13 protein-coding genes are annotated in these 12,531 nt (G+C 60.5%); 8 read left to right on the top strand and 5 right to left on the bottom strand.

From position 1 onward, the window contains the following. Positions 1 to 498: 498 nt before the first annotated feature. From IFT54_RS18775 to IFT54_RS18755, 5 genes are all read right to left on the bottom strand, one after another. Complete coding sequence (locus IFT54_RS18775) at positions 499 to 3,159, bottom strand: AAA family ATPase (RefSeq protein ID WP_192071760.1); 2,661 nt, start codon at positions 3,157 to 3,159, stop codon at positions 499 to 501. 271 nt (positions 3,160 to 3,430) lie between these two features. Further along, a complete protein-coding gene (locus tag IFT54_RS18770) occupies positions 3,431 to 6,064 on the bottom strand; it encodes an AAA family ATPase (RefSeq protein ID WP_192071759.1) in 2,634 nt (877 codons plus the stop codon). Then, positions 6,061 to 7,176 carry a metallophosphoesterase family protein gene (locus IFT54_RS18765; RefSeq protein ID WP_192071758.1) on the bottom strand — a complete coding sequence of 372 codons (1,116 nt, stop codon included), beginning with the start codon at positions 7,174 to 7,176 and terminating at the stop codon, positions 6,061 to 6,063. Before IFT54_RS18765 ends, IFT54_RS18770 begins: the two co-directional genes overlap by 4 nt. Before the next feature lie 99 nt (positions 7,177 to 7,275). Further along, the gene (locus IFT54_RS18760) at positions 7,276 to 7,560 is read right to left on the bottom strand and encodes a helix-turn-helix domain-containing protein (RefSeq protein WP_031393558.1); all 285 of its coding nucleotides are present in this window, start codon (positions 7,558 to 7,560) and stop codon (positions 7,276 to 7,278) included. Beyond that, positions 7,557 to 7,898: a type II toxin-antitoxin system RelE/ParE family toxin gene (locus IFT54_RS18755; protein ID WP_031393557.1), complete on the bottom strand. Its 342-nt coding sequence runs from the start codon at positions 7,896 to 7,898 to the stop codon at positions 7,557 to 7,559. Before IFT54_RS18755 ends, IFT54_RS18760 begins: the two co-directional genes overlap by 4 nt. Before the next feature lie 378 nt (positions 7,899 to 8,276). Here IFT54_RS18755 and IFT54_RS18750 point away from each other — a divergent pair, with 378 nt between their 5' ends. From IFT54_RS18750 to IFT54_RS18720, 8 genes are all read left to right on the top strand, one after another. Then, positions 8,277 to 8,474 (top strand): hypothetical protein, encoded by a 198-nt coding sequence (locus tag IFT54_RS18750; protein WP_192071757.1) that lies wholly within the window; start codon positions 8,277 to 8,279, stop codon positions 8,472 to 8,474. Positions 8,475 to 8,582: 108 nt separating this feature from the next. Further along, positions 8,583 to 8,786, top strand: coding sequence for a DUF5818 domain-containing protein (locus IFT54_RS20640; protein ID WP_132833749.1), 204 nt, complete (start codon positions 8,583 to 8,585; stop codon positions 8,784 to 8,786). 106 nt (positions 8,787 to 8,892) lie between these two features. After that, the gene (locus IFT54_RS18745) at positions 8,893 to 9,336 is read left to right on the top strand and encodes a hypothetical protein (RefSeq protein WP_192071756.1); all 444 of its coding nucleotides are present in this window, start codon (positions 8,893 to 8,895) and stop codon (positions 9,334 to 9,336) included. A 265-nt stretch (positions 9,337 to 9,601) separates the two neighbouring features. Beyond that, the gene (locus IFT54_RS18740) at positions 9,602 to 9,895 is read left to right on the top strand and encodes an AbrB/MazE/SpoVT family DNA-binding domain-containing protein (protein ID WP_192071755.1); all 294 of its coding nucleotides are present in this window, start codon (positions 9,602 to 9,604) and stop codon (positions 9,893 to 9,895) included. Next, positions 9,892 to 10,278 carry a type II toxin-antitoxin system VapC family toxin gene (locus tag IFT54_RS18735; RefSeq protein ID WP_192071754.1) on the top strand — a complete coding sequence of 129 codons (387 nt, stop codon included), beginning with the start codon at positions 9,892 to 9,894 and terminating at the stop codon, positions 10,276 to 10,278. The genes IFT54_RS18740 and IFT54_RS18735 overlap by 4 nt, the downstream gene beginning before the upstream one ends. A gap of 256 nt (positions 10,279 to 10,534) precedes the next feature. Next, positions 10,535 to 10,747 carry a DUF7336 domain-containing protein gene (locus IFT54_RS18730; RefSeq protein ID WP_192071753.1) on the top strand — a complete coding sequence of 71 codons (213 nt, stop codon included), beginning with the start codon at positions 10,535 to 10,537 and terminating at the stop codon, positions 10,745 to 10,747. Between the two features lie 656 nt (positions 10,748 to 11,403). Next, the gene (locus IFT54_RS18725; RefSeq protein ID WP_192071752.1) at positions 11,404 to 11,865 is read left to right on the top strand and encodes a hypothetical protein; all 462 of its coding nucleotides are present in this window, start codon (positions 11,404 to 11,406) and stop codon (positions 11,863 to 11,865) included. A gap of 301 nt (positions 11,866 to 12,166) precedes the next feature. After that, a partial coding sequence (locus IFT54_RS18720; protein WP_192071751.1) for a hypothetical protein occupies positions 12,167 to 12,531 on the top strand: 365 nt, incomplete at its 3' end.

Raw genomic sequence — 12,531 nt, 5'->3', positions numbered from 1 at the left:
AGAACGTTATTCCGCTCTCTACCAGGAAGCCGCCGTTCGCGCCCCTGCCCGGCCGCCTGAACGAATGGCAGCTTACCGCAACGGGCCGCTCGAAAGCGGGCAGGCCGCTATCCACCAAGCGTTAGCGTTGCTGGCGAGGCGCCAGGCCCCATTCCGAATCATTCAGGGCCTACTTGTGCGGCCCAAAACAGACATTCGTTCAAGGTAGTGATTTGGGCGCCGCAAACTCCTGCAATCGATTCAGCGGGTTTCGTTCGCTGATTAACGGATGCGCAAAGCGTCCTCTACGCTGAGTTCGGATCGAGCGACGTCTTGGAAAATTCATCGCCAGCCTCACACGTAGGCAGTAGGCGCGCACTTACGAGCTTGCGCGCAAATTTGCCAAGTTCGGGCGCGTCGCCACAAATCACTCCGCGATTGTTTTTATTCAAAATTTCAGACCAGAGTGGCAAAACCCGCCGTCCTGATGACTATAACTCCAGCGGACAAGTGCCTCACCTATAGCAGCGTCGCGCCTACAGGATTCTCGAGAGCGGAACGCGTTGCAAACGTCGCCTTCCGCCGCTTGCCGAGCTCGATTCTGAAATTATCGAGCACCGTAAGGTCGGCCTCCATCTCGTCCGGGGACGGCTGCGGGATGTCGCGGCCGGCTGACATGTCGTGGCCTGAACGTTCCGAGGCCCGCTTCATCGCGAAGAAGATCGTCCGGTAGTCTTCGTCAGTGACGGTCACCTCCTTAAGCCTACCCGTCATCACGTCCGGCACGAACCTTACAACCGTCTTCGCGAAGACCACCTCCTCGACCGCCCGTTCCCAAGATTCGCGCAGATCAGAGTAGAAGTCCTTCGCCTGCCGCCGGTATTCGTCCGTGTCAAAGTCAGTCAGGGATTTAAGCTTCTTCGCGCGTAGCCTCAGCGTCTCGATCCGCGCGCCGAGGTCGGCAACCCAGGGCTCGCGGTTCTCCCGGATCACGCCGAAGCCCTCGGATTGGGTCTTAGCGACGACTGACTTAACCAGCGGTGCGCCGTCTCCTGCTCTGGCGGCCTCCGATATCACCTCGTTAAAGAACACCAGGTTGTGCGTGGAGATGATCACCTGCCGTCCCTTCTTCGCTTCGGTCACGAGACGGTGCGCGACTTTGCGAATACGCAGATGGTCAAGCGAAGAGACGGGATCATCTACAAGAATTCCGTAGCGCGCGTCGTCGCCTCCGATCTCGGCTAAGAAGCACGCGAGCGCCAGCGCCCGCTGCTCGCCTTCTGACAGCACCTGGTTGTTCTTCACCGCGCCGGCGCCGTGCAGGCCAACTGAGAAGAGGCTCTTCCCACCGGAGCTGGAGTCGCTAACCTTGAACGGGAGGTGGGTCAGGCCGAGCGCGGCGATCTCCTCTGCGATCCTTCGTTCGAGCTCCTCGGTCACGAGCTGCTTGCGTAGGGCGGTGATCTGCGTCGAGATCGACCGCGTGGCTACCCGCGCCTGACAAACCGTCAGCAACTTCTGCTCCGAGACGTCACGCAGTCGCTGGAGCACCGTCTCGAGGTCATTCCCGAGCTTGGCCCGATCTTGGAGTTCGGCCAGCCGTGTCCGCATGGCGTCAAGCGCCTCGGTGTGCGAAGCGCTCCGCTGGAGCGACGCAGCCTCGGCCTCGAGGCGTGTGAGTTCCGCCGCGACTGTATCTACGAGGCCAGTAACATCCGGCGTAGGTGCCGGCGTCGCCGTCTCGTTCAGAAGTGCAGCGCGCCTTGCCTCAAATCCGGCCAGCCCCTTGAGGAGGTCGACCACGGCCGCAGCCCTGGTCGCGTCGAGCTGTCCGTATCCAGACAGGGTCTCTTCGACGACGGTTGCCTCAGGCACCTTGACCTGCTCGACCTGCGCCAAGAGCTTCTTCAGGGTATCGCGCGCGACGTCGGCGCGCTTCGTAGCTTCGCCGCTCACGAAGTCATTGAACCGGGCGAGCCGCGCAGCGCCCGGCGGGGTTAGCGGCTCGAGACACAGGAGGCACAGGTCGCCGGTCGTCTCGGGCAGGCGCTCTGGCGGTATCTCCACGCCAGCCGCAGCGAACTCGCGGGCTGCCTCAAACAGGATGCGCCAAGACTCGCCGCCGACATTCGCGACAGGTTCGTCCCCAAAACTAACAGTCGCTGCGATCCTCTCTGCCTCCACCGCTTGGCCCAGCTCGCGCCGGGCCGACGCGAGCGTCTCGCCCACCGTCTCCGAGAGTCCGTCTTGGAGGGTCGCCAGCACCTGGCCTACGCGCGTTAGCACAGTGACGGCGCGGCGACGCGTCGCCGCCAGCGCCACCGGATCTGCGGCGAGCTCGGCTTCGAGGCGGGCAAGCTCAGCGAGGTCCGGCTGGCTCAACTCGGACAGTCTGCGGATCTCGTCCTCGGTGGGCAGCGAGGGGGCCCTGGAGTCCAGCTTGGCGAGGGTTAATGCGACTACGCTACCCGGGGTGTATCCGGCCGGCAGCCCGACGCGCAGCCGCGGCGTGAGCACCTTCTCGTCCGCCAAAAATTTCGCGGCCATCCGCTGGCACAGCTCGCCGTGGTGTTCGAGGATTGCGAGCTCGCGGGGCAGATAGGCGATCCTGTTGCCGCTATCGACGTAGAGCCGGGCGTTATGACTGTCGAACACAGAGATCTGGCGGAGTTGTGATGGAGGCGGTGTCGCGGGATCCCACTCGAGCTCGGTCACCGCATCGTCGCCGACCTGGTAGCGCACATGCACCCGCATAGGTCCGCCGCCGGCGTCGAAGACATTCCCCCTCAGCTGATCCGACGTTAGGCTCCGGCACAGCCGCTTGGCTATGCGGGTGTAGCCGCTTTTCCCGCTCCCGTTTTCCCCATACACTAGAGTGATGCCCACACCGGCCATGCGCAACTTCTGACCACCGGCTAGGCGGTCTATGTTCTGCACGGGACCTAGCTGCGCAAGCACCGTCCGCCGCGTCTCGCCCGAGGGGCCACCGAGTTGCGAGGCGTCGATTGCAGTCATGGGGTGGGGTGAAGAGCTGGCACCGGCCGCAGCACGCACGTTGTCGAGGATGCAGTCGGCATCCGTCTGCGCAATAGAATGATCTGCCGCCGCAGCGATCCGACGAAGGCTGTCATTTACCCAGTCAGGCTGCTCCGCAGCCCAACTCATCAGATCCTTGGCCATTTCTCCTCCCCTGTACGGCCAGAATGATTGCGTCCCGTGGCCGAAGCAAGTGAGGTTTCAACTAAATCGATCCGATGGACTGGCGCCTCGAGCAAAGGAGTTTGAGCAAACCACCGAGTGTGCCGGTTCGTGCTCAAAAGCAGTCGTTGCCATCTACCATTAGCGCTCGAAAATGTAACGGTGGCCCCGTCTGAACAGACGTCCGCTTAGCACGATCGCTGCCGGAAAGCGGACGCTTCAATCTCTACCACCGGGCTTCCAGTCGTCGTTTTCACCGAGCTCCGATTAGGTTTACCCTGTTTCCAAGATGTCGGAACGCGCGGTCACGGCAGGTCAGCAGAATCACCTGCATTCGCGACGCCGCGTCGGTCAGGATCTCGGTCATCAGATCGAGGCGGGCATCGTCCGAATAGACGAGCGGGTCGTCGAGGATCAGCGACACTGGTAAACCCTGCTCCAGCAGCATGTCCGCGAAGGCCAGCCGAGTGAGCACCGAAAGCTGCTCCTGGGTGCCACGGGAAAGGTCACCGCAATTTTCACCTAGCCCGCTACGCATGATTGATGTCAGGCCTAGATCATCCCCAAAGCTAGGATCGCAGCCGGGCAGGAGCCGCTCGATGTGCCGACGCGCCCGCCGGGCGACGGGCCCGACGAACGTCCGTGAGGTCTCTGCACGTGCACCTTCCAGCGTGTCGCGAAGCAGCTTCAGCGTTTCCGCCTCCTGCGTCACGCGCGCCAGGTTGGCGGCCGCAGCATCCGCTTCTTCTCGCGCAGCAGCAGCGCGGTCCGCCAGTCCCTTGCCGCCTTCCGCCTCAATCCGGGCCTCGAGCCCGGCGACCACCTTCTCCAGATCGATCCGCTGCGTCCGGGCGACCTCGATACGTTTGTCCAACACCCCGATCTGGCGTTCGATCACCGCTACATCATGCGCTGTCGCAGCACGTTCGGCATCCTGCAGACGAACCAGCGCAGCAGCTTCTCGCTGACGTGCCTCCAGCATAGCCTCATCCAGACGATCTACCTCAGGCTTGCCTTCCAAAGCAGCCAGCTGCGCTACGGCGTTGGCAGCATCACGCTCTGCGCTAGCCGCCTGAACCATCAGCGGCGCATTGCGCGCTTCCAGCTCGCGCAGTTGCGCAGACGCCGCCTCATCGACGCCCTCCGCCCTTGCGAGCGCGCAATCCGCCTCCGCCGCGATCACGCTCAACTCGTCGACGTCCGGTCCTTTCTCACTGCCCTCCCCTTCAGTGCTTTCCGGCAATCCTGCCATGAAGGTCTTCAGGGCCGAAGCACCGGCGTCGAGACCGAGCAGCGCCACGGGCGGCGTGATTCCAGATATCTGCGCTTCAAGCGTCCGCACGTTGGCGACAGCATCACGTGCAACCTCATTACGTGACCGCGCGTCAGCGACACTTGTCACCCCGTAGTCGGCCAACGCGGCGCCCAGGTCATCGCGGGCGTTGGCGAGCGCCGTTTCGGCGCTTTGCAGCCCAGCTGGCGGTCGGATGATTAACTCAGCCTCGCCAAGCTGGATGCGCGTCTCACGCGATAGCGTCTGGTCACCGCGCTCGACCGGCCTTCCGTCGATCCGAACACCGCTGACATCGCCCGCGAACTCGATCCGGGTCGCGCCCGCCTCGACTGCCGCGCGCGCCTTGTCGACGGCACGTTCGCGTTCCTCCAGCGTCTTGATGACGCTGGAGGGGATCACGGTCGTACCGAGTTCGCGCGCTGCCTCCAGTTCGGCTTCGAGGGGCAGCAGCTCAGCATGCCGCTGGCGTACCTGCGTGATCTCAATTTGACGTGCTCGCGCCGCAACGCATTTGTTGCCAGCATCAAGTGCGGCATGCGCCTTGCGCCTATCGTCGCGGGCCGTCGCCAGCCTATCACGCGCCGTACCCGCTTGCTCACGCGTGCTGGTCAATTCCTCTTCCAGGCCGGATCGTTTCTCACGCGCCTTGCCAAGTGCTGCGGCCGTGTCACTGACAGCCTTCCGAGCATCAGCGAGACGCGCGGTGAGGTCCTCCAGTCCCCTAACCTGATCAGCAAGGCGGCCTCGCTCGGCCAGCCTAGTATCGCGCAACTGCGCAGCAGACCGCGCCACGTCGATCTGACCAACGAGAGCCTTTCGCCGATCTGCGTCCGTCGTATCGGCAAGATCACGGTCCAACACTTTCAGCCTAGCCCAAGCGGCCTCGAGATCGGAGAACCCTTGTTCAAGGGCGGCGAGCCGGGCGGCCGCCTCGGTCGCAACGCTCTCGGCAGCGTCATGCTCGGTACGTGCCGTCGTCTGGCGACCGCTAGGCCGGCCGGTGTTAGTCCAATAGTCTGCGAACTGGCTGTCGATCCGGGGCCGGACACGCTGGTAGGCTGCGCCGCCCATGATCGTGCCAACCTCAGCCTCTAGCGTCGCACGCACGCTATCGCGGACGATATCGCCCGGGGCCGTGACTTCGAGCGCCTGCGCCTGCCCTACCCAAAGCAGCCCCAGCGCACCGTGAGCGGCCGCGTCGCCGGCTTGGCTCGTGTCACGGCGCGCGCCGAGCAATGCCTGCAGCTGAGCTTCAGCATCTTCGCCTTGTGCACGGCCGTTTGGTCCACGCACCTCGACCGACGCACCTTTCAGGAAGCGCTTATTAACCTGCCAGTCCTCGCCTCGCGCCTCGAAGCCGACCTCGATCTGCGGGGCGACGGCCTCGCCGTGCGGCGCATAGCTCCGCGCCAGCCGGTTGGCTGTGTTGTGCCGAATGAAGAAGGCCGCGCGCATGGCTTCCAGCAGTGTCGACTTGCCGGTCTCGTTGGGCTCGATGATGACGTTCAAGCCGTCAGTGAGCCCGTCGAGGACGAACGGCTCACGGAACTTACGGAAGTTGGCCAGCGCGATGCGCCGGATCTTGAGGCTCATGCTGCGTCCTGTCCGCGCTGATATTCCACGAAGAGGCGCTCGAGCGCCCGCTTGGCCGTGACCCCGTCGGTACCGCCGGCCTCGATCATGCGCATCAGCTTTGCGGCAGCCGTTCCGATCATCCCCTCTACCTGCAGATCCGCCAGGTCCTGCTCGCTTGGCCGACCCACCAGGTCGTCTGCCGCAACCGCCAGATGCCGAAGGCGATGGCGTAGGTCATTGTCCAGCTTGCCAAGGATCGTGATCCGGTCGGACAGGCTGACGATGCCGGCAAGCGACAGCTGCAGGAGCGTTGCCGACGGTTCGATCGGGCCAAGCAGCCGATCGCACTCGGCGGCAAAGCCGTCCGCGTCAGGGATCGTCCAATCCCGCATCAGCCATTGGAACTTGCCCGTGCGGATCGGTGACACGATCGGCTCCACGCCTTGCTCCAGCGCCACGAGCAAGGCATATCCCGGTTCGTCTCGCTGGAACCGATCTTTCTCCGGTGTGCCGGAATACCAGGTTCGTGAATCGACCCGCAGCGCTCCGTGCCAGTCACCGAGCGCCAGATAGTCTAGGCTGGAGCGCTGTGCGCGATCGGGAGCGATCTGGTTTTGCGCCTCACCGCGCGACGAAAAATCACGGATCGAACCATGGGCCAAGCCAATGCGCAGTGTCGCGCCCGGCGTCTCCATCGTGTCGAACAAGGCCGTCGGGTCATCAAGATTGTGCCGGTGCGTGAGTGGTGCCGGCAAAAGCCAGTGTCCAGGTTCCAGCTCGCATGGCACGGGCTCGGTGATGACGCGGATGTTCGCCGCCCCTTTGGCGCGGACACGGTCCCAAAGACCGCTGTTGCGGGCGAAGTCGTGATTGCCGGGGAGCAGCCACCACGTGCAGGCATATCGCTGCATCCGTGACACTGCCTGCACAATGACGCGATCTTCTGGACCCTCGGTATCGAAGACGTCGCCAGCGACCAAGACATGCGCAGCGTCATGCTCGGCCGCGGCCTTGCCGATCGCATCGATCGCATCGAAGCGCGCTTCGCTAAGTGCTGCGCGGACATCACTATCAAAGCGACCGTACGGCTTACCTAGCTGCCAGTCTGCGGTGTGGATTAGGCGTAGCATAGGGCTCTTTCGGTAACTTCTGGCCTACGTGCCGAACGCTGCCGCCACTTGGCCGTTCTGCTGGCAAACATCATCGTCATTGCGTTCTTGTTCAGGACGCTACGCCCGCTGAACGAGTTGCTCGATGGTCTCTGGTTCGGCTTTGATCAGCGACAATAGGACTCGCGCCGGCGCATCTGGCTGGCTGCGGCTTTGCTCCCAGTCCCGCACTGTACCCAGCGGGAGATGGTATGCGCGGGCAAACTGATCCTGTGTCTTACCCGTACGTTTGCGGATCGCCGCCACATCGATGGGTGCCGCTACCCTTGCGTGACCCGTTTCCCCGTTGGCATGAGCGATAGCGTCACTGAGGCCGGCTGCGATCTTGTCGAAGGCACTCTTCATTTTTTCCTCCTAAGGCTGTCGGTCAGCGTCTTGGTAAAAGTGGCAAGAGCATTACGCTCGCCCTTGGTCAGGTTAGCTTTTTCGTTCTTCCCGAAGACGGTCAGCAGGAACGTCGGTACATTCATGCCCGCATAGTAGGTGATCACCCGATACCCGCCAGATTTACCGCCGCCCGGTCGCGCTACCCTTAACTTCCGAGCCCCGCCGCACCCCGGCATGATCTCACCGGCTTCCGGATTGGCAGCGATCAGATCGACCACCATCTGCTGCTCCTCGGCACTCATGCCAACGTCCTTCGCGGCCGCAAGGTAGGCACTGGTTTCGATGACGGACTGCATACGATAGCATGTACGGGATACCCGTAGTTAGTCAAGTGGGTAGCATTTGGTTGGGAGGCACCAGAACGCGGGCGGTAGCCCCCTGCCCCACAGTCTGAACGAACGTCTGTTTACCGCAATCGCCGCCCGAAAACGGCCGGGCCGCTATCCACCAGTTTTACCGTAAATGCGGACGGTCCGCATGCACCGTGATGGCGCCGTTCACTCTTTGAAGCTGTGCGTTCCTGCCGCTTTGGGATCTGTTGCCAGAACGCGGTGCGGTTCTCCATTAGTGAAGCTTCTTCCGCCTGCAGATAGCGGGCATTTTGGCCGAATGACTTCAGCCAACCGGCCGTAGATGCCCCTGCCGCCCCCGCGACGTTTATGATAAAAGGCGGCATGCTCAAGACAAGAATGAAGCGGGTCGCCGATCGCGGCGATCACGCGGTGCGCCAGCTTGCCGAGATCGAAGCCTCGATCGCGGACCTTTCCAACGAGGATCTGCTCGATTTGGCCGACATCTTCAAAGCCGAGCCCCACTCACCAATCGGGGATATGGCATTCGTTGAAATGGCGCGGCGGAATATCAGTCTTTAGAGACCGGTCGGGAACGAATTAGCAGTATCGGGGACTACCAAGGAGCATCGGCTGCCCCAAGGATCTCCCACAATTTTGCATGATCATCAACGGAGCGACGACATAGCGATGGTAGCGATTGGTACCAGGATCAATGAGATAGGCACCTTGGTCCGCGATGGCGGAGCCTTCTATCTTCGCCGCGATGTCGGTGGCCGCTACGAGTTGGAGCTGCATCGAACCCCCGTAGATCTGGTAGAGAAGCGCGTCCGGCTCATCGGCACATTGGTTGGCCCGGATCTGGTGAACGCTGACGGCGTTGCGCCAGCTTAGTTGGCTGGACCTTTGTCCCGTTCAGTCGTCAGCCACTGGCCGCGATTCTGAATCAATCTGACTCATTGGCGTTGCGCGCAAACTGCTAGCGAGCATCATCCATGCCATGGAACATCGGATCATTCATGCCTGCGGTCATGAGCAGGCTCATCATCTCTCCGGCTTTGAAAGCCAGCAGGAACGTAAGGCCAAGTGGCTGAAGACGACTACCTGTCGTGACTGCTTCGTTGCGGAGAAGCGGGCTGAGGAGGTCGCCGCGGCAGCGTTAAGCAGCGCCGCTGTCTCACACCTTGTTCTTCCGCCGCTGACTGGGACTGATCGGCAAATCAGCTGGGCGTCGACGGTCAGGAACAAGCGGCTCGCAGCGCTAACCAACCCAAACAGCGACGCCGACTGTAACGCTTGCCTTCGGGTCACTGACGCCAAATGGTGGATCGATTGCCGCGATCTAGATGACGTTGATCTGATGGCAGCCGCGAACCGAACGTCAAACAGGCAATGCGTGCCGACGCTCATTCCATCGACTACAAATCCGACGATCGCCCTCTGAAGGCATAGGCCGGCCTCGCGATCCACGCCGGTAAGCCAGACGCCTATGTGTGCGAGCAGGGTCTAGACCTCCTGAATAAGGTGTTCAATTTCGCTGTTACCGACCCTGTGTGAACGGGATTTGTGTTCAAACCACATGCTTACTCAGGGTATACCCAGAATAAACAAGCTAACGTGAGAGGGGCAGCCCAATGCTACAGCTGGCATTGTGTCATATTGCGTGAAGTGGCATAGGATCCGCAGAGGCATTAGGGAGAAGCGCCGCCATGGCCACGCAGTCCATAGACGTTAAAGTAGCCAGTAACGGTCGGATGGTTCTGCCCGCATCGGTTCGCAAAGCGATGGGCCTCCATGGAGATGCGAAGGTTATCTTGACGGTTGAGGACGATCAGGTCCGCCTGTCCCCGATTGGTCACGGGGTTTCTCGAGCTCAGGCCCTTTATCGAGAGCATGCCAAGCAGACCCGAACAGTCGACGACTTTCTGTCTGATCGTAAGGCAGAGGCCGTCGCGGAGGCAGGCGAGCCTTCCCATTCGGACCTGCAGGAAAATCCCGCATGACATCTGTTGTAATGGATGCATCTGCGGTGCTGGCACTGGTTCGGGATGAGCCAGGCGCTGACAAGGTCACACCGCACGTCGGACGATCAGCGATCTCGGCCGTGAATCTACAGGAGGTCATCAAGGAGCTCCTGCTTAGCGGTTTGGACGCGGCCACCATCCGCGAGCTCTTAGACGAGCTTCGTCTCGATGTACGTTCGCACGATGTGGAGGCAGCGTACGCGGCCGCTGGCCTGCACATTCAAACGAAGGAGTTTGGGCGCGGCCTCGGTGATCGTTCCTGTCTAGCGCTCGCGATGCAGCTTGGTGTTCCCGCGCTTACTGCCGACCGGGAGTGGAAAAAAGTAAAGGTTAGAGGACTTAAGGTGGAGCATATCCGCTAGCCGCCTATCCTGCCCCGCCGTGCCTCCCGGCATTTATCTCTAAACTAAGCGTCGCAAAATGTGTCTTGAAACTGGTTCGTTCTGCAACCGAGTTATGCGACGATCGAGCATCTGAAGGCCGGTAGTTGCTTCAACTGTTGCAAAACTTAGCACTTATGCGACGAGCCTATGTCCGCTCCCGCCCAATGCCGGACGTCCAGCCACCCCATGTCTGTTCTCGATAGCGGACATACGGATTGATGCATAAGCTGCCACCATGGAAACCGCTTACGTCTTGCACTACGTTCGCTCTGACGATGAGCACGCCGAGGACGCCAAGCTGATCGGCGTCTACAGTTCTCCGTCGCGAGCCGAGGCGGCGGCAAAGAGGCTGCGGCAAGCGCCTGGGTTTTGTAACCATCCGGATGGCTTCACCATCGATCCTTACCCGGTAGACGAGGATCATTGGCGCGAAGGCTTCGGCGGCTAACGCCCAATACATACCAGTTTATTGGGTCTTTGAATTGCTCGAAACAAACCGGTTGTTAATTTAGCTAGGATGTCGACCTAACATATGCGTTATCGTGCAATGAGGTGGGCGAGGGCTTTAGTGGCTGCTACTTTACTTGCGAGCTGCTCTCAGCCGCGGATCGATGTTGAACCCTGCCTCCTTGGCAAACGGCTCGCTTTCCAGATCAAACCAGCAAAACGATTTTGGTGGACGGTGACCCCTCATATTTCCAGCATCCAAGTGATTGAGAGATGGAAAGATCCGGTGTGGGAGACATACGTTCCCTATCACACCATCGAACACAAACGCGAGGCCCAAGTAGCAGGGCGTCTCATAGCTTACGGTGAGGTGTTTGATGGATGGATAATTAAAGCGAGGGCCAAAGCATTGGCGAAGGGCCACAATTATTTTTTTCGTTTTGGGTCTGACCCTGGCGAAGGCATATTCGAGATGATAGTCGGAGGTAGACTAAACCCGTGCCTCACAGTTATCTGACGTTAGGCCAAAGAGGTAACTATTAAATCGCGGCATATTGCTTGTAATGTAATTTATACAAATATAGTCAAACACTGAAAACCATAAAGGTCTGCCTTTACGCTTGAAAATTGGGGGCAGAGACTGTCGCAATGATTGGCATGTTGGCACTTGCGGCAGCTACGGTAGTTGCCTGCCCCGTTGAGCAGGCACACTATGTTTTGCGCCACGATCCACGCGTAACTGCCTACTTTCACCCAGTCGACAGCGGTCCAGATTGGCCAAGCCATGTTGCGATAGCAGTCCAGCATAAAGAATTAAGGAAGACCTTTTGGTGGCTGCCGTGGAACGGTGGTTCGAACGGGCTTCAAAATGTTGCGTCTACGGAAGACGTTACCGCCAAAGGCTGGCAGCCGCCAAGTCCGGATGGGGGGCCTCGTCCATACGGAGACAGGCAATATATCGGAACCGATATCATGTATAATCTGATCAATCACGTTCCGAAGCGGGGAGAACCTGCTCCGGCTCATATGCTTTTCCGGGACGCGGCGGGTTCCAAAGACACCGCCTTCCTCGACAGGCAATTTTTTGATCTTGTTGGTTGCGAGAAGGAAGGCAGTTAAAACAACGTCACTTTCCTATTTGCCCCCGAAAGCGGACGGTCCGCTCACCACCATCTTAGGCCGCTCCGATCGTCGCGACTTGGTGGAAAGCAGACTGGGTGCTTTCGCGTCCACACCCCAGGAAACTGGTTATGAAACGGGTGTATTGGGTGCATCGATCTTCAGCATCGGCGGAACCCAAGGTGCCCTGCCGTTCTTTCGTTGATGCAAAACCCGTGAATTTTGCATCAAGCTGGCGATCGGCATGCCAGCTCGCTCTTTGCCGGTACAGTCGTAAGCTACGCGGGTCAGGGATTAGCAGATGAAGAACAAGGCATCGGTATGTACCCGCGCAATTTCGGGAATCACGATAGCAGCCGCTGCGATCAGCGCTCATGCGCAGCTCGTCCCGCCCGCTGGCTACAGTGGCGGGGGGTTACGACCAGGTGTCGCGGTGCCCTCAGACCCCAGTGCGCCGCCATTAACCCGCATCCCTGATACGGCGTTATGGAGCCTGATCCACGTCGATCCACTCTACCTGCGTGGCTCGGCCGTGGGCCATGCCAAGGTTGTTGGCGCATTTGCGATAGCCGAAACGAGCAAAGCACATGTCGTTGCGGCATGGTCGTCCGGTTTTTTGCCAGTCACCCTCTCATTGAGCGACGGCCGCTGCTACGTGCTCCAAGC

Source organism: Sphingomonas sp. CFBP 13714 (assembly GCF_014842205.1).
Taxonomy (GTDB): domain Bacteria; phylum Pseudomonadota; class Alphaproteobacteria; order Sphingomonadales; family Sphingomonadaceae; genus Sphingomonas; species Sphingomonas aerolata.
This window is presented reverse-complemented; position numbering and strand designations above follow the sequence as displayed.